Raw genomic sequence first — 23,188 nt, forward strand, 5'->3', positions numbered from 1 at the left:
GGAAGACTGGGATTTTGCCGGCGGACGATCAACCGAGGAAGTCGACGATCGACGCGCGCAGGCCCGGCGCGTCGAGGCCGTGCGCCCGTGCGTGGTCGCGCCACGTGCCGTAACGACGAACCTCGGCGCGACCGACGCCCAGGTGCAGCGCGCGGTGCGGCAGCCCTTCCAGGGCCGCGCTGACCGCGGCGGCTGAGGTCCCGGCCAGGTACGGCTCGACCAGGATCACCTCGCCCTCGGTGAGCGCCCGCAGGCCGTCGGCGTCGAGCGGGCGCGGCCGGTTCGTGTAGGCGACGGTCACGTCGAGCCCGGCCGTCGCCTCCAGCACCGGGTCGAGCATCGGCCCGACCGCCACCACCAGCGGCCCGCCCCGGCGCAGCACGAGCAGCCGGCCCGCATCCGGGTAGGCGCGGTCGTTCTCCTGCAGGCCCAGGCGTACGTAGACCCGGTCGTCATGCCGGGCTGCCTCCCGCAGCATCGGCGGCACCTCGTCGTGATGCCCTGGCACGTGGACGGTCCAGCCCTCGAGCGTGTCGAGCAGCGCGACGTCGCCCGGCGACTGGTGCGTGTAGCCCTCGGCCGAGGCGTCGTACGAGCCGCCGATGGTCACCACCACCGCGCCCGCATCCTGGTGCCCCAGGTCGAGTTTCAGCTGCTCGTAGGCCCGGTCGACGGCGAACGGCGCATACGAGTGCAGGTAGGGCCGCAGGCCGGTCAGTGCCAGCCCGCCGGCCACGCTCGCCATCAGTTGCTCGCGGATGCCCACGTTGAGCACCCGCTCGGGATGCCGGCGCCGGGCCGGCGCGAACGGTTCGGCCGAGATGTCGGCCAGCACCAGGGCCGTACGCGGGTCGTCGTCCAGCAGTTCGGTGGTCGTGGCGATGAAGGTCTCCCGCATCATGTCGCTCAGCTCCCCTTGCGTTCGACGGTGGCGACGATCAGGTTGGGCCGGTCGTGCCGCGGCTTCAGCACTCGTTCGAGGCGGTCGCGGTCGCGTCCACTGACGACTGACGTGTCCCAGCCGGGGAACCGGGCGGCGATCCCGCCCGGCCAGCCGTGCGTCGACGACTGGTTGTCGATGACGATCGCCGTGATCGGCAGGTGGGTGGCGGCGGCGTACGCGATACCCTCATGGTTCGAACCCTCGTCGAGCTCGGCGTCGCCCAAAAGCACGAAGGTCCGTGTACGCGTGAAGCCTTGCGCACGCAGGCCGAGCGCAACCCCGATGCTCAACCCGAGGCCGTGCCCGAGCGACCCGGTGCCGACCTCGACACCGGGGATGCGCACGCGATCCGGGTGATGACCGAGCGGGCTGTCCCATCCGCCCAGGTCATCAAGCCACTCCTCGGGGAAGAAGCCCTTGGCGGCGAGGACCGCGTAGTAGGCGGCCGGCCCGTGCCCCTTGGAGAGCAGGAAGCGGTCGCGGTCGGGCGCGTCGACGGTCTGCGGGCTGATCCGCAGGACTCGGTCGTAGAGCACCCAGAGCACGTCCAGCGTCGAGTAGGCGCTCGGCGTGTGCTTCTCGTCCCCGGTGATCCGGTGCAGCAGGGGGCCGAGCTTGTCGTCGGGTAACACTGCTGTCGTTGTCATGGAGATAGGCTGCAACTTGAAGTGAACTTCAACTCAAGGGGCACCATGGAGACGCTCACCATAGGTGACTTCGCCGCCCGCAGCGGGGTGGCGCCGTCGGCCTTGCGCTACTACGAGCGCGAGGGCCTGATCCACTCCACCCGCACTTCGGGCAACCAGCGCCGGTACGAGCGGACCGAACTGCGGCGGGTCGCCTTCATCCGGATCGCCCAGCAGGTCGGGGTGTCGCTCGACGAGATCCGGGCCGCCCTGGCCGAACTGCCCGAGAACCGTACGCCCACCCGGGCCGACTGGGCGCGGCTGTCCGACCGCTGGCGGCACCGCCTGGAAGAGAAGATCGCCCTCATGCAGCGCCTGCGCGACGACCTGTCCGGCTGCATCGGCTGCGGCTGCCTCTCCCTGCACCGCTGCAAGCTGATCAACCCGGGCGACGCCCTGGCCGGCGAGGGCCCCGGCGCCCGAATCCTCCTCAACCCGCCGTCCGGAACGTGAGCCGACGGATTACTTTTGGACTCCACGGCCCGTTAAGGAGGCCTGGATGGCCAGCTGGATTCTGGTGCCCTGCCTGGTGAAGTTGCGCTCCGAGTTCAACGCGATCGCGCCCGACCGCGACAAGTCCAGTGACGGCTCGATCGGCGACACGGCCCACCAGGGCAGCCAGTCCGATCACAACCCCGACGAGACCGGCAACGTCCCGATCCGCGACGCCGACCGGGTCAACGAGGTGCACGCCATCGACGTCGACGTCAACCTACGCGTGCCGGGCCTGTCGATGGAGAACGTGGTGCAGTTCCTGCTGGCCCGGTGCCGGTCGAGCGCCGAGAAGCGGCTGCGCTACATCATCTACAACCGCCGGATCTGGTCGGCCAGCTCCGGCTGGCGCCAACGCACGTACACCGGCTCCAACGCGCATGACCACCACGCGCACTTCTCATCCTCGTACACGACTTCCCACGAAGCCTCGACGGCTTCCTGGCACCTGGAGGACGTACCCGTGGCCCTTACCGCCGACGACAAGAGGTGGATCGCCGCCGAGATCCGCGCCGCCGTGAAGGCCGAGATCAACGCCGCGCTGCGAGACGTGCCGACAGCCACCGAGAACGCCGACGCGATCTGGAAGAAGACCCGCAGCGACACCCGGCCGCCGTGGTCCGACACCGCCCGCAACCTGCTCGAGGCCAACATCACCGAAGCCGTGAAGGCCGGCGTGGCGATCGAGCGCTACCCCGCCAACCAAGGCAAATAGTCCGCCTCCATCGGAAGTTGTAAGGCGGAGTTCCTGCCTGCGCCGGATGTGTCCGGTGCGGGGCGGGCGGCAGGCTCGGCAGCATGAGGATGAAGAAGATCCCGCTGCTGATGGCGGCCGCGCTGGTGGTCGGGTTGGTGCCGGCGGCCGGGGCGCAGGCGACGGGGAAGCCGGGGAACGAGTGGGCCGGGATCGTCCGTGAGGCCGTGACGATCCCCATGGACGGCGGCTGGTCGGCCAAGGGTGAGTTCACCTATCCCCGGAGTGCCAGGGGCCGCTTGCCGGTGGTGGTGCTGCTGCACGGCAGCGGGCAGAACGACATGGATCAGACGCTGGCCCCGGGGGTGACCACGCTCAAGTCGGTCGCCCGGTCGGTGAGCCGGAGCGGCTTCGCCGTGCTGCGCTTCAACAAGCGTGGCGTGGTCGGCGTCGGGCCGAAGCTGAGCGACAACCCGGCCTTCCTCGACCCGGTCAAACCCTACGAGCAGACCGTACGGGACGCGGCCGCGGCGGTTCGCTTCGCCGGGGCGCAGAAGCGTGTGGACCCGGCCCGGGTCTTCCTGCTCGGCCACAGCGAGGGCACCCAGGTCGCCGGCAACCTGGTCGCCGATCCGCGGACGTACGGCATCCGCAAGCCCGCCGGAGTCGTGGCGATGGGCGTGGTTCACGGCACCCCGCGCCAGGTGATCTACTACCAGGCCGTGGGCCGTACGCTGGGACAGTTGCACGAGGAGTTCGACTTCGACGGGGACGGTCGCCTGACACCGGCCGAGGTGTCCGAGGGCCTGGCCGGCCGGCCCGCCGACGAGGCGGCCCAGTTCCGGGCCGTCCTGATCGATGCCGACAAGGACGGCGTGGTGGCCATCGACGCCGAGGCCGAGCCGGTCATCCGCGCCGCCGTCGGCTTCGACCGGTTCCCGAACCTGCCCGGCATGCCCGAGCGATTCGCCAGGTACGTCACCGACATCGCCCGCTTCCCGACCCCGGCCCAGGCGCTTCCCCGGTTCGACGGCCCGGTGCTGCTGGTAAACGGCCAGACCGACACCCAGACCGTGGTCCGCGGCGCGATCGTCACGGACGCCGCGCTGGCCGCGGCCGGTCGCGACCACACATTGATCACCTACCCGGGCATGAGTCACCTGATGAACGTCACCGCCGAATATCAGCCGGCGCCGGGCAACCCGGACCCGGCCGTGCTGCGCGACATCACCGCATGGCTGTCCGCGCGACGCTGATGAAGGACGGCGCGGTGGCCCTGGCCGCCGTGCCGTTCACCGCGTTGCTGATCTGGCTCACCGCGCCGGACACCGCGCCCGGTCCGGTCGTGCTGACCTTGGTGGGGGTCCAGACGCTGCTGATCTGCCTGCGACGGATCAGTCCGGTGTGGTGCGTGGCGCTGATGCTGCTGCTGCAGACCGGCATATCGGCTGCCGCCCCGGCCGGCACCGGGCTGCGCGGCCTGGGTCTGGCCGTCGCGGTCTTCACGTGCGGGACGCTGCTGACCACACGTACGGCCATCACGATCGCGGTGATCACGGCGGTGGTCGAGATCGGCGGGTACGCGGTGCTCAGCCTGCCTCCGCCGCAGAACCCGGCGATGGAACTGACCCGGCTCGCGGTCCATCTGGCACTGTCGGTGCTGCTCTACGTGGGCGCCGCGCTGCTCGGCGCGCACCTCACTATGCGGCGCCGCTACGCCGAGGTGGTCGCGGCCCGGGCCGCCGCCGACGCCGAGGCGCACCAGGCCCGGACCGAGGCGGTGCTGACCGCGGAACGGGCCCGCACCGCCCGCGACCTGCACGACGTGGCGGCCCACCACCTCACCTCGCTGATCGTGCAGGCCACGCTGGTCGAGCGGCTGCTGGACCGCGATCCTGAGGCCGCCCGCAGGCACGCGGCCGCGGTGCGTGAGGAGGGCCGCAACACGCTGAACAACCTGCGGCAGATCGTCGGCGCGCTGCGGGACGACGGTACGGCCGACGCACACCTGCCGGACGGCAGCGGTGCGATGATCGACCGGCTCGTGTCCGGCGGCGAGGCCGAGCTCACCGTCGACGGCACGCCCGGCGTCGCCGACCCGGCCGTCGAGCTGGCGCTCTACCGGGTGGCCCAGGAGGCGCTGACCAACGCCCGCGATCATGCGCCCGGCGCACCGGTGACGGTCAAGCTGGCGTACGGGAAAACGGAGACCACAATGGAGATCCGCAACGGACCGGCGGTCGCGGGGACGACCCGGCGCGATCGGGGGCACCGCGGGTTCGGCCTGATCGGCATGCGGGAACGGGCCGCGCTGATCGGCGCCGAGCTGGAGGCCGGACCGACCGCCGAGGGCGGATGGCGCGTCCGGCTCACCGTTCCCCGGCCGGAGGACGAAGCGTGATCACCGTGCTGCTGGCCGACGACCAGCCGATGCTGCGGGCCGGCTTCCGCTCGCTGATCGAGCTGGCCGGCGACATCACCGTGGTCGGCGAGGCCGCCGACGGCCCCGAGGCGGTCCGGATGGCCCGCGTGCTCAAGCCCGACGTCGTCTGCATGGACGTCCGCATGCCCGGCGGCGACGGCCTGACCGCGACCCGGGACATCGTCACCGCGCTCGATCCGCCGCCCGCGGTGCTGGTGCTGACCACGTACGAGCTGGACGAGTACGTCTTCGGCGCGCTGGAGGCCGGCGCGAGCGGCTTCCTGCTCAAGGACGCCGACGTCGAGACGCTGCTCGACGCGATCCGCCGCCTCGCCGCCGGTCAGGGGATGGTCGACCAGGCAGTCACCCGTCGCGTGATCGTCGAGTTCGCCCGCCGCCGCCGGGCCGCAGCGCCCACCGAAACCGGAACGGACGTGCTCACCGCGCGCGAGGCGGAGATCGTCCGGCTGCTGGCCCACGGCCTGTCCAACGCCGAGATCGCGGCCGAACTGGTGGTCGAGGTCAGCACCGTGAAGAGCCACCTGAGCCGGGCCATGACCAAGATCGGCGCCCGCGACCGGGTGCAGACGGTGATCTGGGCCTACCGCGCGGGCCTGCTCCCGCTGGAGCGCTGAAAGCGGAGGGCGTGGGATTCGAACCCAGACAACACCCCTGGCCAGCGGAGACGGCCCCAGCGTGTGACCACTGCAGACCCAAATTTGATCACCCTTGAGCACTGTTCAGCACTGTTGGGACCCCCCACGTTCCCCCCACGTCCACCCCCACCGCCAGGGCGGCGCTGATCGTCGCGACGATGCTGTCGTTCACCTCCGGCATCAGGTGCCCGTAGAGGTCTGAGGTGACCTTGATCGACGAGTGGCCGAGCATCCGCTGGACCGCCGTCAACGGGACACCCTTCGAGATCAGCAGCGCGGCGACCGTGTGTCGCAGGTCGTGCAGCCGCAGCCCGTCGAGGCCGGCGTCCTCGCGGATCCGTAGCCAGATGCGCTGACGGAAGTTCCGCGTGACCGGCCGGCCGTCCGGCATGGTGAACAGCAGATCGTTGCGGCCCTTGCCGGCCAGTGCGGGCGCGAGCTCGAGCGCCAGCTCGGGCGTGAGCGCGACTGGGCGCCGGGAGAACTTGGTCTTCGGCGTCGTGTAGATGTATTCGCCGCCGCCCGCCTCGTACGCCGTCTGGAGCACCTGAAGCGACCGGCCGAAAACGTCGACACGGCCGACCCGTAGCGCCAAAGCCTCCGAATAGCGCAGCCCGGTCGTGACCAGCAACATCACCAGCGGCCGCCAATACTCGTACTTCCCGGTGCACGCCGCGAGCAGCCTCCCAATCTCGGGCTGGGTCAGGAACATCATTTCGACGTGTTCCCTTGGTGGCATTGCCGTACCGGAGGCCGGATTCGCGCCGATCATTTTTGCCGTTACCGCGGCGGACAAGATCTTATGTAGAACGCCGTGCACATTCCGTACGGTCTTTTCGGCCAGGGGTTTGCGGACTGGGCCTTCGGCCGGGTCAGGTATTCCCTGAACCAGCGTCCTGACGAAGTCCTGCACGACGATCGCATCGATCTGGTCGAGCTGATAGCGGCCGAGCTGCGGGAGGATGTGCGTCCGCAGCCTGGACCCCTCGCTGCGCCGCGCGCTGGGCTTCAGTGAGATCTCGTAGCCGGGCCAGAACGTGTCGGCGAACTGATTCAGGGTGACTTTGCCGAGTTGCGGGTTGATGTAATTGCCGCGCGCCTTGTCGACCTTCAGGCCGTTCATCACGCTGGTGGCCACCGTCTTATTCGGCAGCCCTGACTTGATGGTTTTTTTCTTACCTGCGACTTCCTCGCGGATACGCCAGGAGTCGCCGTGCTTTTCAATCCACATTGGACATACGCCTCAGGGGTGAAGGGCGAATGGAGAGGAGGGAAGTCCGTGACGAGCGAGGGAAGTCACGCGCGAAGGTAAAGAAATGGGAGGTTAGGAAGAGCGTTTTTTGACGGCCTCTGCCGCCTGGCGCTCCAACTCCTGAAGTGAAGCGATCATGTTCACCGTCGGCGTGAGCGTCGAAATCAACACCTCGCGCTGGGCGGGAGAAGAGGCGCGGTACATGGCGATGATGCGCTGAAGCAGCGGGTCTAGATCACCCAGCGGGTTGGCGTCATCGTCCTGGCCTTCGATGAGGCCCGCCACTGCGAGGAGGGGCCGGGTCGGCTCGTCGGTGGCAGTCGCGATTCGCGTGATGAGTGTGGCCGAAGGGCGTTGCTTGCCCTTGCGCCAGTTGGAGATGGCGGTGTGGCTGATGCCGGCCAGCTCGGCCAGTGCGCTGTCGTGCCGGATGTTGTGGCGGATCTTCAGCTCGTCGAGCTGGCGCAGGAAGGCCTCCTGCTGCGGCCAGTCACGTGTGGGCACGTGCACGACATTAGGTACCTGTGCACGTCCTGTCACTCGTGTGCGCGCACGCACATTGATAGGTGGCGATCCTTTCACGGGAGCGCGCCCCAAGTCGCGTCCTTCTCGCAGCGCAAACGTCGTGTGCATGGACGCACACTAGCAAAGTCAAACTTCTCCCGGAACCCGAGCTGCCTGCACTTGTGCGTGCGCGCACATGAAGGGTACGGTTCTGCACGTGCCCGAACATGACCACGAAGGCTTCGTCCTCAGGCTCGATCGCTTCGACGAGCTGACGGCCCAGAAGGGCTGGATGACCGACCAGCAGAAGGCGGCCGGCGTTGGGGTCAGCCACACCACGTTGGGGCGCATCCGCCGGGGCTTGAGCCAGCCCGGCGCGCGCTTCATCGCCAACACCACTAATGCCCTCGGCGTCGCCGTCGAGGACCTGTTCACCCAGCCGGAGGTGACCCGTGGATGACCTGGAGCTGATCACGAAGGACGAGCTGGCCGCGCTGATCCGCAAGCCGCGTAGCTGGGTCGACAAGAAGGTGACCGCCCGGGAGATCCCGTTTACGCGGCTCGGCGTGCGCGACATCCGCTTTTCCCGCGCCGACATCGCCGCGATCCACGCGATGGGCCGCCAGCCGGTCATCGCCGCCTGACCTCAGAAAGCGACCAGCGGCCCCGTTCTCGCTGCACACGACGCGGGACCGCCAGACAGAAAGAAGCATCTCATGACCCGCTTCACCTACCGCGAGCTGGCGGACAGCCTCCGCAAGCTCGCCGACCAGCTCGCCCCTCTGACCGACCAGGAGGTTCCGGGGCTCAGGGCCGCCAACATCTACCTGAGCTTCCCGTACGACACATCCCCGGCTGCCGTGGAACGGAACCGGCCCGCCGTCGACGCGATTGCCGAGGCCATGGGCGTCGCGGCCAAGACCAAGATCGAGGGTCGCGGAATCACTCGCAGGGCCGAGTACATGGCCGAGACCGGCAGGGACAAGCCGATCTACGTCAACGTCCGGTGCGAGATGCCGGCGCCGCCGACCCGAGCCAAGAAGCTCGCCGAGCTGCAGCGCGAGAACGACGAGCTCCGCGCCCAGCTCGCCTCCGGTGGTGCCCAGTGACCGCCTCCGTCATCGCCACCCTGCTCGGCCTCCTCCTCCTGGCCGTCTGCGCCATCCAGCCCCTGCTCTACGAGGTGGACCACGTGGCAGTCACCAACCGCACCCGGCTCGACGGCACCCCGCTCCAGGCCACCCACGTCGTGCCCTGCGCGTGCGGTGCCCTTCCCGGCGAGGCCTGCCGCTGCGAGCTTCCGCCCGTCGTCTGCATGCCCGAGAACCCGAACATCACCGCGTACGCCATGGTCGGCGGCCGTCTCCGCTCGGTGGGCGTGGAGTGGGACGCCGCGGCGGTGACCGCATGAGCAACGTCGCCCTCGTCATTCTCGGTCTCCTCCTGATCGTCGCCCTGGTCCTGGTCATCGCCCAGGCCCAGGCCAACCGGATCAGCGAGACGTTCGTCCTCAACAGCATCGACGGCGGCCGCGAGGTCCAGCAGCAGCTGGCCGACCGGCCCGCCCCGCCGGTCGATGAGCCCTCCACCGGCCGGCATCACACCGGCGAGGTGCAGCTGGTCAGCCCGGACTGGACCCCGCACATCGGCCGCCGACTACTCGCCCGCGAGACCCAAACCCAGCCGATCACCTGGCCGCTGCCCAAGGAAAGCGAGACCACCCGATGACCACCTTCTCCTTCGCCAAGGCCACCAAGAAGGCCGCCAAGGGCCGCATCGCACTCGACGGCCCGTCCGGCTCCGGCAAGACGTACACCGCACTCACCATCGCCACCACCCTCGGCCAGCGCATCGCCGTCATCGACACCGAGCACGGCTCGGCCAGCAAGTACGCCGACCTGTTCGACTTCGACACCCTCGGCCTCGACCGCTACAGCCCGCAGATCCTGATCGACGCCCTAGCCGCCGCCGCGGCGGCCGGCTACGACGTCGCCGTCGTCGACTCGCTCAGCCACTTCTGGATGGGCACCGACGGCATGCTCGAGCAGGTCGACAAGGCCGCCAAGCGCTCCGGCGGCCACGGTATGTCCGGCTGGAAGGAGATGCGGCCGGTCGAGCGGCAGATGGTCGAGGCCCTGCTCGCGTTCCCCGGCCACGTCATCTGCACGCTGCGCGTCAAGACCGACTGGGTCGAGGGCGAGAACGCACGCGGCAAGCGCCAGATGATGAAGGTCGGCACCAAGGCCGAGCAGCGCGAAGGCCTGGAGTACGAGTTCGACCTGGTCGCGTCGATGGACCTGTCCAACGAGCTGACCGTCGTGAAGTCCCGCTGCCCGTCCCTGTCCGGCGAGATCGTCACCCGGCCCGGCCGCGCGTTCGCCGAGACGTTCAAGACCTGGCTCGACGACGGCGAGCAGGCCGGACCGTCGATGCGCGACCAGCTGCTCGAGCAGATCCGCGCCGCGGGGGACAAAGACCAGCTTGTGGCCGCCTGGACCGCCATCGGCGCGGCCCTGAAGGCTCAGCAGATCACCCAGACCGACGTCGACAGTCTCATCGTGCCGGCCTGGCAGGCCCGCAAGGCGAGCGTCGTCGTGGAGCAGCCCGCGGAGCCGAAGAACCCCGGCAACGACCCGGCCCGCCGCAAGATGATGGCGCTTTTCACCGAGGCCGAGCTGGGCGAGCGCGAGCAGCGCCTGGCCTTCGCGGCCGAGGTCGCCGACCGCGAGATCGAGTCGACCAACGACCTGACCGACGACGAGGTCAAGGCCGTGATCGACCGGCTGCAGCGCTACCTCGAGCAGCAGAACGCGCCAGTCGGAGCGGGCGCATGAGCCACGCCCCGACAGCCGAGCAGGCCGCCATCATCGACGCTGCTGCCCCCGGCGACCGGGACCTCACCATCGAGGCCGGCGCCGGGGCGGGCAAGACCTCCACGCTCAAGATGCTGGCCGCGGCCAAGCCCGGCCAGCGCGGGGTCTACCTCGCCTACAACAAGGCCATCGCCGTCGAAGCCGCCAAGAGCTTCCCCGGCTCGGTGACCTGCAAGACCGCCCACAGCTTCGCGTACGGCGCGGTCGGCAAGCGGTTCGCGCACCGCCTCAACGGCCCCCGCGTACCTGCCCGCCAAGCCGCCCAGATCATGCGGATCAACGAGCCCATCAAGATCGGCGAGACGTTCCTGGCACCGCAGCAGTTAGCCCGGCTGGTAACCGAGACAATCCAGCGGTTCTGCTACTCCGCCGAAGACCAGGTCGACTACCGGCACGTGCCGCTGGTCAACGGCCTCGACCGCTTCGGCCAGGCCGAGCTCCGCACCTACCTGCAGCCCCTCGCCCAGAAGGCCTGGGACGTCGACATCACCCGTGAGACCGGTCGGCTCCGCTTCACGCACGACTGCTACCTCAAGATGTGGATCCTGTCGGGGCCGCAACTGCACGCCGACTATGTCTTGCTGGACGAGGCCCAGGACTCCAACCCGGCCGTTGCCGGGCTGGTCGACGCGCAGGACGCCCAGCGCATCCTCGTCGGCGACCGGTCGCAGGCCATCTACGGCTGGCGCGGCGCCACCGACGCCATGGCCACCTTCGGCGGCGAGCGGTACACCCTCAGCCAGTCATTCCGGTTCGGGCCCGCCGTGGCCGCCGAGGCCAACAAGTGGCTGAGCCTGCTCGACGCCCCGCTCCGGCTGCGCGGCTTCGACCCGATCAAGTCCCGCCTCGAGCCCTTGGCAGGGCCGGACGCGATCCTCTGCCGCTCCAACGCCGGTGCCATCGGCCGGGTCATGGCCGCGATCGGCTCGGGCCAGCGCGCCGCCCTGGTCGGCGGTGGCGGCGACATCCGCCGCATGGCCGAGGCCGCCCAGCAGCTGCAGCACGGCCTGCCCACCGACCACCCGGAGCTGTTCGCCTTCGGCTCGTGGCGGGAGGTCCAGGACTACGTCGAGCAGGACGCCGGCGGCTCCGACCTGAAGGTGTTCGTGAAGCTGGTCGACCAGCACGGCCCTGCCGAGCTGATCCGCGTGTGCGACGCCCTGGTCGACGAGCGGTACGCCGACGTCGTCGTGAGCACGGCGCACAAGGCCAAGGGCCGCGAGTGGCAGCGCGTCGCGATCGCCACCGACTTCCAGGAGCCCCGCCCGGGCGAGGACGGCGAGACCCGGATCCCGCGGGAGGACGCCATGCTCGCGTACGTCGCGGTGACCCGCGCCCAGCTGGTCCTCGACCGCGAAGGCCTCGCCTGGGTCGACCACTACGTCGACGGCGCGCCCGCCACGATGCCGGCTGACTCGTGGATCGGCGCCGCTGTGCTCGAGCACCCGGAGGCGGTGCTGCCGGACGGCCCCGAGCTGCTGACCGGCCCCGGCCCGCTGCCCGCCGTGGGCGGCCCTCGGTTCGCACCGGCGCCGCGGAAGCCGCGCTGCACGGGCGACGAGTGCGGCCACCTCGAGGTGGTCCACCGGGCCGGGCCGAAGGGCCGCGGCCAGTGCGCATCGGTCGGCTGCCGGTGCCAGGCGTACGCCGCGCCCGAGCTGGTGGAGGCGGCTCGATGAGCCTGACCCCTGCCCGCGTGCCGCTGGTCCACACCGGACCCAAGGCAACTCAACAGGCCAAGCCGCACAAGTACGAACCCGACGTGACCACGCCCGGCACCTGCACCAGCTGTCACCTGGTCAAGGGTCACCGCCTGCACGACGAGGCCGCCATCCGCGAACACCTGGCCCAGCTGGACGAGGCCCAGGCCGAGCAGCGCCGCCGGATCGGAGAGGCCGACTAATGGCTCTTCCTGATGACCGTGTGGCCGAGCTCGAGCAGATCGCGCGCCAGCTGATCACCCGCGTCCGCGACCTCGGCCCCGACGACAACGGCAAGTGGCTCGCCAAGCAGCTGCCGGACCCGGCCGACTGGTTCCGCCTCGCGTTCGTGTTGGCCGCAGCAGTCCCGGACGACCGCTCCTGGAGGGATCTGACGTCCTGGGTCGCCCTGTCCCAGCTTCCCGAGGCCAAACCGGTTAGGAAGCGCGATTGCAGCCCGAGCGGGCACCGCCGCCGCCAGGAGCAGGCCTGCGACGAGTGCAAGGCCGACGAACGCGACCGCGGCACTGCGCGCCGAGCCGTTGCCCACCAGATCCGAATGGAGAACGCAGCATGACCAGACCAAAGCTGCCCCGCGAGCTGATCCCCACCGGCCACAGCGTCGCCCTAATCGGCATGACCCTCGGCCCCGGATCCATCGCACACCGGGCGAGCTCGAAGACCGTTCCTGACCTCAGCCGGCCGAGGCACAGCAAGAAGGGCCCGCAGCCGACGAAACAGGTCCCGATCGCCAAGTGCGCCGAGGGCCAGGGCGACGACGCGGACGACGCCTACCTCGTGTCGGCGCATTGGGCCGACCACAAAGGAGCGGTCGCCTGCACCGAGACCGCCTGCTTCCCCACCGCCTGAACCCGCTGCCCGGCGCCTCTTCCCCGGCGCCGGGCAGCACCACCAGAAGCACGGAGACACCGTTGAGCGACCTTCTCGACCAGGAACGCGCCACCGTACGCGAGTGGACAGACGTCCTCGCCCGCGTCCGGTTCGGCACGGTCAAGGTCGCCGGCCGCAACATCGCCGGAAGCCGCATCAAGGCCGTCGCCGCGCGCCTCGCCGACTACGCCGACAGCGACGGCAGCCGAGTCCGCCCAGGCCTTCCACGACTCGCCGTCGACCTCGAAGCCGAGTACGGCAGCGTCAAGCGCGCCGTGCAGCACCTCGTCCGCCTGGGCCTGCTCCGCCTCGTCCGCCCCGGCGCCCGACCCGGCCACGCCGACGAATACCAGCTCGCCCTCCCGGCCGACCTCCTCGACCGAGACGACCTCACTGTCTGGTCCCCGGCCCGCCACACCCTCGAGGTCGAAAAGGTCCGCGAGGCCACCCGCGGCCGGTACAAGAAGGCCCCGCAGACCCCCGACCCAGGCGACCTGCAGGTGCCTGATGCACCAACCGGCCCTGTGGATAACCCAGACCTGCAGGTGCCCCAGGTACCCGCAGACACCCATGACCGGGTTGAACCTGCAGGTGCCTCACGTACCAACGAAACCCGACCTGCAGGTGCCTCAAGTACTGACCTGCAGGTGCATCAGGCACCCGCCACCGACCACAGACCTAGACACAACAACGACCGACCACACACGGAAGACCTCCGTACGGCCGTAACTGGTCCACGCGTGCCCGAGGCCGCCGAAGAGCCCGATTCCCCCTCCGACTCGCTACCGGCCCGCTGCCCGCACGGCCTCGCCTCCCGACGCCGGCCCGACGGACAGCTGTCGTGCGTCCTCTGCCGTCGCGCCTCTGGCCTTGCCCCGGTGATCCCGATCCGGAGCGCCTCATGACCGGCCGGCACCTCACCGCAGGCGAGAAGCGGACCCGAGCCTCAGCCGCTGCTGCCGTCGCCCGCGCCCTCGCGCACACCCGGCCCGCTCAGGACGACGAGGCCGATCTTGCAGCCGCCTACCCATACGTCACCCACACCCGAGCCCGCCAAATCCGTCTGGAGATCCAGGAGACCCGCAATGCACGACGCTGAGAACACCCGCCGCGACCTCTCCGCCTACCAAGGATTCGCCGCCGACTACCAGCACAACACCACGCCCGCCAGCCCGAACCTCGTCTTGGCCGACAGGGAACGCGAGCTCCTGGAAATCAAGGGACCGTGCAGCAGCAAGGCCTGCCGCCTCCACTACGCACATTCGGGCCCCTGCGATACCCGAAACACCACCCCGTCGCCGACAGCCGCCGTGGCCTCGGTTCCTCCCGTCGCGCGCGAGAGCAGCGAAGATGTCGACGTCGAGTACTCGGAGGCCGCTGGCCGGCTGATCGGCCGCCTGCTCGATGCGGACCTGGCCTACATGAACCGGCGTGGCCTCCCGGACGCGCTGGCGCAGGACATCCGCGTGCACTGGCTTCGCGACCTGGTGCCGATCATCGCTGAGTCGGTTGACGCGTTGACCTCTGCTCCCGTTGCGCGAATGGATGACCAGCACGCGGTGCGGCAGCTGGTGAGTCCTGAGCGGCCGGTCGAGGAGCTGTCGGCGGCTGGTGACTGGGGCCCGTACGACGTCGACACCTCGATGGCCCACGTGCCGCTGCCGGCCGCCGTGTCGGAGCTGTATGCCGGCGGCCTGGTCCAGCCCGGCGACCCGAGCCGCCTCGTCGAGGGCACGCTGCTGGCCCACCTCGAAGCGGCGTGCGAAGCCGTGCGAATCGGGCGGGGATCGTTCGACCAGCTGGTCCTCGAGGTGCTGTCGCGGGCCGAGGTTGGCGTGGCCATGGTCGTGATCGGGCTGATCCGGCGCGCGTACGCCGCGGGAGAGGCCGCCGCGATCGCCGAGATGGCCGACACGCCTCTCCAGATCGACGTCGTCCGCGACATCCCGAACGAGCTGGACGACAGCCTCAGCGAGCCCGGCCGCCCGGTCTACGCGCCGTGCCAGCCGATCGGCTGCGACGCCGGCTTCCACCTGGCCGGCTGCGTCTACACCGAGACCGAGGTGCTCGACCGTGGCTGACTACCTCGCCCGCATGCGCCGCGCCGTCGGCCGCGTCGTCTTCGAGACGGCGCCCGAAGAGCCCGGCCTGCTTCACCCTGCCGAGCGCGAGAAGCGCATCCAGGCCCTCGACGAGGCCGCCCGGCGCGCGCTGCTGAAGGGCGACCGCATGTCGATGGACGCCTGGTTGGAGGAAGCCGCCGAACTCCGCGCACAACGTGAAGTCCTGCCCGCCCCCGTCATCCCCGGCCCGGCGACGTGATCCTCGCCGGCCTGCTCGGCCTCGCCGCGATCTTCCTCTTCGCCGGCGGGGCCGGGCTCTTCACCAGCAGCCAAATCGACCCGCACGACGAAGACCCCGGCGACGACACCGCAGCCTGGAGGCCACACCGATGAAGACCCGCTACGAGCGCACCCGCCACCTCGACAAGGCCACCGCTGCCACCTTCGGCGTGCCCGTCTTCCACGGCATCCGCTGCGCCGACTGCAAGGCCGGCCTGCACAACAGCAAGGGCCAACCCCGCTGGGACGTCATCGGATCCGGTGGCCGGCTCGCCTTCGTCTGCCAGGGCGGCTGCCGATGACCATCACCCCCGGCGACCTGTTCACCGTCACCGCCCACAAGCTGCCCCACGGGCCCCGCTGCGGCGACGGATGGCACTGCCGGGTCATTGGGCCCGCGCGACTCACCCCGGACGTCTGGAACGTCCGCGAGGTCACCGTCGACGGCGACACCTGGCAGGACGGCATGAGCACCGACGTCTGGGCCCACGCGCTCCGGCCGCTCGAGGTCCAGACCGACCTCTTCGGCAACCCCGCTGCGACCGCCAGGTGAAAGGCAACGGATACAGGGCCATCGGTACCTGCCAGCCCTGCGGCAAGAAGTTCTTCCCCGACCGCAAGACCGCGCGCCAGGTCGCCGCCCTCCTGAAAGGCGGCGACCACCGGCCGCGGGCCTACCGCTGCCCACACGACCACCGCCTATGGCACGTCGGGCACCTGCCGGACGACGTCCGCCAAGGCCGCATCACCCGAGACCAGTGCTGGAAGAACAAACCGAAGGACGCTCGTTGACCAGGAACACACCCGGAATGCTCCACATCGCCGACCCCACCAAGCTCGGCCCCGCCCTCGGCGACGTCCGCGCCCTCCTCGGTCTCAGCCGGCGCGAGGTCGCCCGCCTGGTCGCTGAGAAGACCGGTCGGACGGAGACGAGCGTCAACGGCCAGCTGTGGAAGTTCGAGGCCGGCAAAGCCGAGCTGATGCCGTCTTCGCTGCCGCCGTTCCTCGAGGTGCTGGCGGTCGACCTGGCCCTCGTCTTCCGGGAGGACGCGTGATCATCAAGATCAGCAGCAACGGCAAGGGTGCCTGGAACCTCGTTGCCAGGGAGCGCGACGACGACATGGCACCACTCGTCTACACGGCTAACGGCCGGAACCGCGTGCAGATCGAGTTCCTGCTGCGCGGCATCCTCGCTGACCAGGAGTCGTTCTCACCGGTCATCGAGCGGAAGGACCAGGCCTGATGCATCCGATGCTGCTGCACGCACACGCCGCCCTCCACTCGATCGGCATCGCCCGCGACCGCCTTCTCCACGCTGCCCAGACAGCGCGCACGGCTTGGACCGCCAACGACGACCTGGGCACCGTCCAGGCCTGGCGCCCGCGGGAGGAACGGCAGCCCACCGTCGTCCGCCGCGAGCCCATCCTCGACGCCGTCATCGAGCGGTCGACGTCGAGCACCAGCCCGTACGAGACGCGCATGGTCAGCATCCACGAGACGCTTACCTGGCTGGCCTCGGCGATGCTTGGCGAGAAGCCGTACGGCGACCCTCTCGACCAGCTCCGCTACCACCTGCCCCGGCTCAGCCCCGACGCCGCCAGCAACATCCGGCTGTGGGTCGACGAGCAGGACCAGGCCGCCCGCAAGCTCCTCGGCTGCGGCGACGACCACCAGCTCCTCCCCGCCATCCAGTGCCCCGCCTGTCGCCGCGCCGGTGTCCTGGCCATCCGCACCTCGGCGCCCACCGAAGAGCAGGTGGTCGTGTGCACCGTCGGCTGCATCTGCATCGGCCGGCAGTGCCAGTGCCGCATGGGCGTGCCCTCGGTGGGGATCGCGCACGTGTGGACGCTCGAAGAGGGGCTGCTGCGCAAGGCCGCTCCGGGGGGAGAATGACCAGCATGATGCGCTGGTTCGACGACGCCCTGGACGACCTCGCCCGTGGCTTCTGGAACGCCGTCGACTGGCTGTGGCCGTGATCGTGGTCGACGGTGCCCGGTGGGGCACCGCCGCGGAGATTGCTGACCAGCTGGGCGGCGGAGTGACCCCGGCTGCCGTCCGCCGCTGGGCTGATCGGGATCAGCTTCCCGTTGCACGCCTCGTCGACGGGTATGGACGACCTCAGGTGAGGTATCCGCTTGCCGAAGCTTCGGCCATTGACCAGCGGAAACGTGAAGGATCTCGTGGCCGTCCACGAATGGGCGAATCCTATTTCACCTAGGTTTGATTCACCTAGTACACTTTGGCTTGTGACAGGGAAACCAGAGCGGATAACAGCTCCCTTCCTCGACGTTCTCGAGGTCTTTCTGGCCGCCATCGGCGACGAGCTGCACGGCTGGGCGATCATCAAGGCCAGCAGCCGAGGCGGACCAACCGTCTACAAGATTTTGGAGCGGCTTGAAGGCATGGGCTGGGTCACGGCTCGCTGGGAGGAACGGGCCAGCGAGCCGAACAGACCTCGTCGGCGCTACTACAAGCTGACAGGTGACGGTGCGGCAGGCGCCCGCGAACTCATCTCGGCTCGACGCCCGCGGCCTTCTCGTATTTCTATCCAGCCGGCGTTCGGCGGGACTCACCTGTGACTAGCTTCTGTCTGGTGGTCCTCGTGCCCGTCATCCTGAGTCTCGCCGTCAATGAGGCCTGCGACATTTCGCCCTGGCTTGCCAAACGCATCGTTCCTCGTGCCGCTCGGATGTGGGCCGGATCCGACGCCACCCGCGCCGCTATCCTGCAGGAGGAATGGGCGGCCGTAATCGATGACTGCCCCGGAAAGATTATCAAGCTCGGTTACGCTCTTTCTTTCTTCGCCAGCGCCGCCCGTCGCTCTCAATGGCCTAAGATCACGAACGGTCTAGTTCGTTTGGCAAACCGGATGTTTAACTGGCCTGAACTAGGCCCGGTTCTGAGGGTGTCGGCGATGGTTGGCGTAGGACTCTCGATCATCTCGATAGGCGTCACCGCTGGTTTAGGTTGGGTCGGTGCACTAGCCGCTATTCCTGTCGTGACGGCGTTAATCGACTTGGGCGCCATCGTTCTGCGCTGTCGATTGCGGAGGGAGATTCGCATGTACGAAGCGCGAATTCGGCGGAACGACGTCATCATCGACGACCTAGTGGCCAGGACTCAGGACCTGCAGGAGCGTGTGAATCGAATCGCGAAAAGGCAGGGTTGACGAAGAGTCGATCTTTGTTCACACTGGCCCCTGGCAGAGTCTGCCCACAGCCCGGTCGAACCTCACGGTTCCCGGGCTGTCGGCATTCTCGGCCGGCTCCAGGGGTGGAGATCGCGGGGAAACGGCCAGGCCGGAGGGGGATCCGGCCTGGCCACCCGAACCCAGGACTCCCATTTGATGATGATCGAGGGGTGCGCGGCTGGGAGAGCCCTCCGCCTACGGGCGCTTAGGGTTCAGGGCTGCCACTACGCACGGGCCTGAACGGTGGCCCGCGCACCCCTCACCAAATTTGCAGCCTCGCTAGTCGCACATGACGCCGCGGACCCACGTGCCTGGGGCGTAGACAGCGACTGCTGTTGGGCCGTCCATAACTAGCAGAGCGCCGCCCTCCACCCGGATGTCACTCGCCCCCGAGTGGGTCACCTTGTGCGCGGCCGTGCTTTGAGTGGCAGCCATCTCGACGTCCACTCCCGTCCCATTATTGCTACTCATCTTTGCCCCGTTTGTGCTGGCCAGACCCTGTGTCTGGCTTGATCACAACGAATCAGGGCGCGAGAAGAAACGGGCGCGCAAGGCGTGTCCCAGCACGACCGGCAAGGCCGGCGCGCGCGAGCACCAGGCGGTGAACTCATGGCCAACGCACACCGCCCGATCCTCGACCAAGAACGCGACCGCGTACGCGAGCTCCACGCCGCCGGCGCTAGCCGCAACGCCATCGCCCGCGAGCTGCGCCGCTCCGGCCGCACGATCTCCCGCATCGCCGCCGAGCTGGACCTGACCTTCGAGCGCAGCGACCAGACCCGATCCGCCACCGTCGCTAAGGTCGCCGACGGGCAGGCCCGCCGCGCCCAGCTGCAGCTCGACGCCCTCGACGCCGCTGGCCGGCTGTTCGGCCAGATGTTCGCCGAGACGAAGGTCTACAACTTCGGCGGCAAGGAGAACGACTACAACGAGCGGACGCACCCTGAGCCGCCGTTCCGCGACAAGCGCGACATCGCCACCGCCATCAAGGCCCTCGCCGACACGGCTCTGAAGCTGGCCGAGTACGACAAGGCCACCGGCCACGAGGACGAGAAGAGCATGCTCGGCGACCTCTTCGACCAGCTCCGCCAGGCGCGCGACGCAGACCGGCAGGACGCGGCGTGAAGCGGCTTCCCACGGCCATGTCCGAGAAGCAGATCGACTTCCTTCTCGACTCCGACGCGTTCGTCAACCTGGCCCACGGCAGCGTCCGCTCGGGCAAGACCATCAGCGGGCTGCTGCGCTGGGCCAAGTACATCGCCCACGACGCACCCAAGAGCGGCGACCTGGTCGTCTGCGCGAAGACGTACGACACGGCCAAGCGGAACATCTTCAACCCGCTCCAGGACACCGCCGTCTTCGGCCCCCTCGCCAAGGCCACCACCTACACGCGCGGGGCGCCGACCGCGATGATCCTTGGCACCCAGGTTGAGGTCATCACCTTCAACGACGAGCGCTCCGAGAACCGCCTTCGAGGCATGACCAGCCGCGGGGCGTACGTCGACGAGTGGTCGCTGATGCCAAAGACTTTCCACGAGCAGCTCATCGGCCGGCATAGCGTCGACGGGTCGCAGATCTTCGGGAACACCAACCCGGACAACCCGCGCCACTGGCTGAAGATCGACAACATCGATCACACCGGGCCCGGCGGCCGGCTCGCTGGCGACTGGAAGACCTGGCACTTCGTCCTCGACGACAACCCTGGCTTGTCCGAGCGGGTCAAGGAGCGGATGCGCCGGCAGTACACCGGCCTCTACTATCGGCGGAACATCCTCGGCGAGTGGTGCGTGGCTGAGGGCACGGTCTACGACATGTGGGACCCGGCCAAGCACGTGGTCAAGGCGCTGCCCGGGATCACCCGTTGGATCTCGCTGGGCGTGGACTACGGCACGGTGAACCCGTTCGCCGGGCTGCTCTTGGGCGTCGGCGTCGACGGGAACCTGTACCTGGCCCGCGAGTGGCGCTGGGACTCGAAGAAGCAGCAGCGCCAGCTGACCGACGCCGAATACAGCGCGCGCCTGCGGGGCTGGCTCGACCAGTTGGGCATCCGCCCAGACTGGATCTGCGTCGACCCCTCGGCGGCGTCGTTTCGGACGCAGCTGTTTAACGACGGTGTCACCCCGGCCGCCGCCGACAACAGCGTGGTCGACGGCATCCGCTTGGTCGCCTCGCTGCTCGCCGAAGGCCTGCTGTTCGTCCACGAGTCGTGCGCCGGCTGGATCGAGGAGATTGGCGGCTACGTCTGGGACGAGAAGGCCGCCCTGCTCGGTGAGGACAAGCCGGTCAAGGTGGGCGACCACTCGATGGACGCCGGCCGGTACGCGATCAAGACGCCTGAGGTGCTGTGGCGGCAGCTGATCCGCCGCCGCGACTTCGACCTCGCATCATGACCCCCTGAGGAGATCCGATGAACTTCGGCCGTGCGCTCGCCCTGCTCAAGACCGGCGGCAAGGTCGCCCGTGAGGGATGGAACGGCAAGGGCATGTTCGTGGTGCACCAGGCCGGCTACCCGGACGGCATCGCGATCAACCAGAACACCGCCGATGCGACCGGCCTCGAGGTCGGCACCGTGTGCGCCTTCCGGCCCTACCTGATGATGCGGACCGTCGACGGCGACTTCGTGCCATGGGTCGCCTCGCAGACCGACCTGCTCGCCGAGGACTGGACATCGGTCGGCGAGTGATTCACGTCGAGATCAACGCCGACGGCCGCCAGGTCGTCATCCAAGCGCCCGACAGCCACCCGATCGCCAAGGTCCTCGGCTCGGCGCTGCGCACGTGGAAGGCCACAGCCACAGAGGCCAAGACCGAGCGGCCCGCCATCGAGGCTGGCGGCATGGGATTCCAAATCGAGCGGGCCGACGGGCCGATCTACCGCGACGACCTGCCCGGCATCGCCCGGGACTGACCGAGGAGGGCCTGGTGCCGATCCCAACCGGCGGCGCCTGGCCGCCCCCGCAGCTCGCCCCCGCCTATCAGGCCTACCGTGACTGGGACGCCTGGTACACCGGCGACGCCGACCAGCTCCGCGCCGTCTACGCCAACCGAGGCCTCCGCGGCCAGCTCGCATCGCCGAAGGTCCGCGCCGGCCAGTACGCCGGCGGCCTCACCGGCCTCGTCTCCCGCTTCCTGTGGGGCGCGCCAGCACCGGCCACCGGCCGGGACGGCCGCCTCCACATCCCGCTCCCGGCTGACTTGGCCACCGCCGCGGCGAACCTCGTCTTCTCCGAGCCGCCCAAGCTGACCGCCGAGAACGCGCAGGTCCAGGAGCGGATCGAGCAGCTGATCGAGGACGGCCTGTACACGCTGCTGCTGCACGCCGCCGAGGCCAACAGCGCCCTGGGCGACGTCTACCTTCGGCCCGTCGTCGACGAAGAGGTCCTTCCTGGCCGGGCCTTCCTCGCCACAGTGCACGCCGACGGCGCGATCCCCACGTTGCGCTGGGGCCGGCTGGTTGAGGTCACGTTCTGGTCGACGCTGCTCGTCGACGGCGACACCCACGTCCGGCTGCTCGAGCACCACGAGGTGGTCAACGGCGCCGGCCGGATCGTGTACGCCGTGTACGAGGGGAAAGCCGACCACCTCGGTCGCGTCGTGCCGCTGACCGAGTACGCCGACGCTGCGCACCTGGCCGACCTGCTCGACGAGGATGGCGTCCAGCCGACGGGGCTGAAGCGCCTGGACGTGGTGCGGTTCCCGAACGCCGGCCCGCAGCGGAAGTGGCGCACCATGGCCGGCCTGAAGTACCTCGGCCGCTCCGACTACGACGGCAACGAACCGGTCTTCGACGCCCTCGACGACGTCTGGACCAGCTGGATGCGCGACATCCGCCTGGCCCGCGGCCGGATCGTCGTGCCCGAGTACATGCTCCAGTCGAACGGCCCCGGCCAGGGCGCCACCTTCGACGCCGAGCGCGAGGTCTTCGCCACGGTCCAGGCCATGCCCAACATGCAGGGCGCCAGCGTCGGGATCACCCCGGTCCAGTTCGCCATCCGGGTCGCCGAGCACAAAGAGTCTGCCGACGAGATCCAGCAGGTCGCCATGCGGCATGCCGGCATGTCCGGGCAGACCCTCGGCGACGAGGGCGGCGACGTCGCCATGACCGCCACCGAGGCCCAGGCCCGCGAGCGCCTGTCGTTCACGACCCGAGGCGCTCGGATCACCGGCACCTGGCGGCCCGGCATCGCCGACCTCACCGAGCTGCTGCTCGAGCTGGAAGCCATCCGCTTCCGCGGGCCTGCTCCGGAGCGGCCGAACGTGGAGTTCGGCGACAGCGTCTCCGAGAGCCCCGAGACGATGGCCCGCACAGCGCAGCTGCTCTTCGCCGCCCAGGCCGTCTCGATCGACACCCGCGTCCGCATGGTCCATCCCGACTGGGACGACGCCCAGGTCCGCGAAGAGGTCGAGCGGATCAAGACAGAGAACGGTGGCGGCGAAGACCCGGAGTCCGTGATCGGCGGCGCGGCCGGCAACCGGCCACCGCCCGGCGCTGAGGAAGACGACGCCGAAACCGAGGAAGAAGAGGCGCCCGCAGAGGAGTAGCC

35 protein-coding genes are annotated in these 23,188 nt (G+C 69.4%); 31 read left to right on the forward strand and 4 right to left on the reverse strand.

Annotation, left to right across the window (positions count from 1 at the left end; genetic code table 11):
• Positions 1–28 precede the first annotated feature (28 nt).
• Together OWR29_RS25345 and OWR29_RS25350 are read right to left on the reverse strand one after the other, a co-directional pair.
• Complete coding sequence (locus OWR29_RS25345) at positions 29–898, reverse strand: transketolase family protein (RefSeq protein ID WP_267566065.1); 870 nt, start codon at positions 896–898, stop codon at positions 29–31.
• Between the two features lie 8 nt (positions 899–906).
• Entirely contained in the window at positions 907–1,590 is a 684-nt protein-coding gene (locus tag OWR29_RS25350) for a thiamine pyrophosphate-binding protein (protein ID WP_267565725.1), read from the reverse strand.
• A 45-nt stretch (positions 1,591–1,635) separates the two neighbouring features.
• Between OWR29_RS25350 and soxR the strand changes: the two genes are divergently transcribed.
• From soxR to OWR29_RS25375, 5 genes are all read left to right on the forward strand, one after another.
• Positions 1,636–2,082 carry a redox-sensitive transcriptional activator SoxR gene (gene soxR, locus OWR29_RS25355; RefSeq protein ID WP_267565726.1) on the forward strand — a complete coding sequence of 149 codons (447 nt, stop codon included), beginning with the start codon at positions 1,636–1,638 and terminating at the stop codon, positions 2,080–2,082.
• 46 nt (positions 2,083–2,128) lie between these two features.
• Complete coding sequence (locus tag OWR29_RS25360) at positions 2,129–2,836, forward strand: hypothetical protein (protein ID WP_267565727.1); 708 nt, start codon at positions 2,129–2,131, stop codon at positions 2,834–2,836.
• 83 nt (positions 2,837–2,919) lie between these two features.
• Positions 2,920–4,071 (forward strand): alpha/beta hydrolase family protein, encoded by a 1,152-nt coding sequence (locus OWR29_RS25365; RefSeq protein WP_267565728.1) that lies wholly within the window; start codon positions 2,920–2,922, stop codon positions 4,069–4,071.
• Complete coding sequence (locus OWR29_RS25370) at positions 4,050–5,216, forward strand: sensor histidine kinase (protein ID WP_267565729.1); 1,167 nt, start codon at positions 4,050–4,052, stop codon at positions 5,214–5,216. Before OWR29_RS25365 ends, OWR29_RS25370 begins: the two co-directional genes overlap by 22 nt.
• A complete protein-coding gene (locus OWR29_RS25375; protein ID WP_267565730.1) occupies positions 5,213–5,872 on the forward strand; it encodes a response regulator in 660 nt (219 codons plus the stop codon). The genes OWR29_RS25370 and OWR29_RS25375 overlap by 4 nt, the downstream gene beginning before the upstream one ends.
• Before the next feature lie 88 nt (positions 5,873–5,960).
• On the opposite strand, the gene OWR29_RS25380 is transcribed toward OWR29_RS25375, so the two are convergent.
• Entirely contained in the window at positions 5,961–7,124 is a 1,164-nt protein-coding gene (locus OWR29_RS25380) for a tyrosine-type recombinase/integrase (RefSeq protein WP_267565731.1), read from the reverse strand.
• 93 nt (positions 7,125–7,217) lie between these two features.
• On the reverse strand, positions 7,218–7,649 hold the full coding sequence (locus OWR29_RS25385) for a transcriptional regulator (protein WP_267565732.1): 432 nt from the start codon (positions 7,647–7,649) through the stop codon (positions 7,218–7,220).
• 217 nt (positions 7,650–7,866) lie between these two features.
• Here OWR29_RS25385 and OWR29_RS25390 point away from each other — a divergent pair, with 217 nt between their 5' ends.
• The 26 genes from OWR29_RS25390 (at position 7,867) to OWR29_RS25515 (ending at position 23,186) form a co-directional block, all read left to right on the forward strand.
• On the forward strand, positions 7,867–8,109 hold the full coding sequence (locus tag OWR29_RS25390) for a helix-turn-helix domain-containing protein (protein ID WP_267565733.1): 243 nt from the start codon (positions 7,867–7,869) through the stop codon (positions 8,107–8,109).
• Positions 8,102–8,293, forward strand: coding sequence for a MerR family transcriptional regulator (locus tag OWR29_RS25395; RefSeq protein ID WP_267565734.1), 192 nt, complete (start codon positions 8,102–8,104; stop codon positions 8,291–8,293). Before OWR29_RS25390 ends, OWR29_RS25395 begins: the two co-directional genes overlap by 8 nt.
• A gap of 72 nt (positions 8,294–8,365) precedes the next feature.
• Complete coding sequence (locus OWR29_RS25400; RefSeq protein WP_267565735.1) at positions 8,366–8,758, forward strand: hypothetical protein; 393 nt, start codon at positions 8,366–8,368, stop codon at positions 8,756–8,758.
• The gene (locus OWR29_RS25405) at positions 8,755–9,060 is read left to right on the forward strand and encodes a hypothetical protein (RefSeq protein WP_267565736.1); all 306 of its coding nucleotides are present in this window, start codon (positions 8,755–8,757) and stop codon (positions 9,058–9,060) included. The genes OWR29_RS25400 and OWR29_RS25405 overlap by 4 nt, the downstream gene beginning before the upstream one ends.
• Positions 9,057–9,377 (forward strand): hypothetical protein, encoded by a 321-nt coding sequence (locus OWR29_RS25410; RefSeq protein ID WP_267565737.1) that lies wholly within the window; start codon positions 9,057–9,059, stop codon positions 9,375–9,377. The genes OWR29_RS25405 and OWR29_RS25410 overlap by 4 nt, the downstream gene beginning before the upstream one ends.
• Complete coding sequence (locus OWR29_RS25415; RefSeq protein WP_267565738.1) at positions 9,374–10,483, forward strand: ATP-binding protein; 1,110 nt, start codon at positions 9,374–9,376, stop codon at positions 10,481–10,483. Before OWR29_RS25410 ends, OWR29_RS25415 begins: the two co-directional genes overlap by 4 nt.
• Complete coding sequence (locus OWR29_RS25420; protein WP_267565739.1) at positions 10,480–12,201, forward strand: UvrD-helicase domain-containing protein; 1,722 nt, start codon at positions 10,480–10,482, stop codon at positions 12,199–12,201. The genes OWR29_RS25415 and OWR29_RS25420 overlap by 4 nt, the downstream gene beginning before the upstream one ends.
• Positions 12,198–12,425: a hypothetical protein gene (locus OWR29_RS25425; protein WP_267565740.1), complete on the forward strand. Its 228-nt coding sequence runs from the start codon at positions 12,198–12,200 to the stop codon at positions 12,423–12,425. Before OWR29_RS25420 ends, OWR29_RS25425 begins: the two co-directional genes overlap by 4 nt.
• Positions 12,426–12,445: 20 nt before the next feature.
• Entirely contained in the window at positions 12,446–12,799 is a 354-nt protein-coding gene (locus tag OWR29_RS25430) for a hypothetical protein (protein WP_267565741.1), read from the forward strand.
• Positions 12,796–13,092, forward strand: coding sequence for a hypothetical protein (locus OWR29_RS25435; RefSeq protein WP_267565742.1), 297 nt, complete (start codon positions 12,796–12,798; stop codon positions 13,090–13,092). The genes OWR29_RS25430 and OWR29_RS25435 overlap by 4 nt, the downstream gene beginning before the upstream one ends.
• Positions 13,093–13,154: 62 nt before the next feature.
• Entirely contained in the window at positions 13,155–14,018 is an 864-nt protein-coding gene (locus OWR29_RS25440) for a hypothetical protein (protein WP_267565743.1), read from the forward strand.
• A gap of 180 nt (positions 14,019–14,198) precedes the next feature.
• Positions 14,199–15,194 carry a hypothetical protein gene (locus tag OWR29_RS25445; RefSeq protein ID WP_267565744.1) on the forward strand — a complete coding sequence of 332 codons (996 nt, stop codon included), beginning with the start codon at positions 14,199–14,201 and terminating at the stop codon, positions 15,192–15,194.
• Complete coding sequence (locus tag OWR29_RS25450) at positions 15,187–15,435, forward strand: hypothetical protein (RefSeq protein WP_267565745.1); 249 nt, start codon at positions 15,187–15,189, stop codon at positions 15,433–15,435. The genes OWR29_RS25445 and OWR29_RS25450 overlap by 8 nt, the downstream gene beginning before the upstream one ends.
• The gene (locus OWR29_RS25455) at positions 15,432–15,569 is read left to right on the forward strand and encodes a hypothetical protein (RefSeq protein WP_267565746.1); all 138 of its coding nucleotides are present in this window, start codon (positions 15,432–15,434) and stop codon (positions 15,567–15,569) included. Before OWR29_RS25450 ends, OWR29_RS25455 begins: the two co-directional genes overlap by 4 nt.
• Positions 15,566–15,757, forward strand: a complete 192-nt coding sequence (locus OWR29_RS25460; protein ID WP_267565747.1) for a hypothetical protein — start codon at positions 15,566–15,568, stop codon at positions 15,755–15,757. The genes OWR29_RS25455 and OWR29_RS25460 overlap by 4 nt, the downstream gene beginning before the upstream one ends.
• Positions 15,754–16,008, forward strand: a complete 255-nt coding sequence (locus OWR29_RS25465; RefSeq protein ID WP_267565748.1) for a hypothetical protein — start codon at positions 15,754–15,756, stop codon at positions 16,006–16,008. Before OWR29_RS25460 ends, OWR29_RS25465 begins: the two co-directional genes overlap by 4 nt.
• Positions 16,009–16,243: 235 nt before the next feature.
• A complete protein-coding gene (locus OWR29_RS25470; protein WP_267565749.1) occupies positions 16,244–16,510 on the forward strand; it encodes a hypothetical protein in 267 nt (88 codons plus the stop codon).
• Entirely contained in the window at positions 16,507–16,698 is a 192-nt protein-coding gene (locus OWR29_RS25475; protein WP_267565750.1) for a hypothetical protein, read from the forward strand. Before OWR29_RS25470 ends, OWR29_RS25475 begins: the two co-directional genes overlap by 4 nt.
• Positions 16,698–17,348, forward strand: a complete 651-nt coding sequence (locus OWR29_RS25480; RefSeq protein ID WP_267565751.1) for a hypothetical protein — start codon at positions 16,698–16,700, stop codon at positions 17,346–17,348. The genes OWR29_RS25475 and OWR29_RS25480 overlap by 1 nt, the downstream gene beginning before the upstream one ends.
• A gap of 353 nt (positions 17,349–17,701) precedes the next feature.
• Positions 17,702–18,034, forward strand: a complete 333-nt coding sequence (locus OWR29_RS25485; RefSeq protein ID WP_267565752.1) for a PadR family transcriptional regulator — start codon at positions 17,702–17,704, stop codon at positions 18,032–18,034.
• 14 nt (positions 18,035–18,048) lie between these two features.
• The gene (locus OWR29_RS25490) at positions 18,049–18,624 is read left to right on the forward strand and encodes a hypothetical protein (RefSeq protein ID WP_267565753.1); all 576 of its coding nucleotides are present in this window, start codon (positions 18,049–18,051) and stop codon (positions 18,622–18,624) included.
• A 630-nt stretch (positions 18,625–19,254) separates the two neighbouring features.
• Positions 19,255–19,770 carry a helix-turn-helix domain-containing protein gene (locus OWR29_RS25495; RefSeq protein WP_267565754.1) on the forward strand — a complete coding sequence of 172 codons (516 nt, stop codon included), beginning with the start codon at positions 19,255–19,257 and terminating at the stop codon, positions 19,768–19,770.
• Positions 19,771–19,787: 17 nt separating this feature from the next.
• A complete protein-coding gene (locus OWR29_RS25500; RefSeq protein ID WP_267566066.1) occupies positions 19,788–21,035 on the forward strand; it encodes a PBSX family phage terminase large subunit in 1,248 nt (415 codons plus the stop codon).
• 17 nt (positions 21,036–21,052) lie between these two features.
• Positions 21,053–21,328 (forward strand): DUF2829 domain-containing protein, encoded by a 276-nt coding sequence (locus OWR29_RS25505; protein ID WP_267565755.1) that lies wholly within the window; start codon positions 21,053–21,055, stop codon positions 21,326–21,328.
• Positions 21,325–21,552, forward strand: a complete 228-nt coding sequence (locus OWR29_RS25510; protein WP_267565756.1) for a hypothetical protein — start codon at positions 21,325–21,327, stop codon at positions 21,550–21,552. Before OWR29_RS25505 ends, OWR29_RS25510 begins: the two co-directional genes overlap by 4 nt.
• Before the next feature lie 14 nt (positions 21,553–21,566).
• Positions 21,567–23,186 (forward strand): phage capsid protein, encoded by a 1,620-nt coding sequence (locus OWR29_RS25515; protein WP_267565757.1) that lies wholly within the window; start codon positions 21,567–21,569, stop codon positions 23,184–23,186.
• Positions 23,187–23,188 lie beyond the last annotated feature (2 nt).

The sequence above is a fragment of the Paractinoplanes pyxinae genome (assembly GCF_026626335.1).
Classification (GTDB): Bacteria; Actinomycetota; Actinomycetes; order Mycobacteriales; family Micromonosporaceae; genus Actinoplanes; species Actinoplanes pyxinae.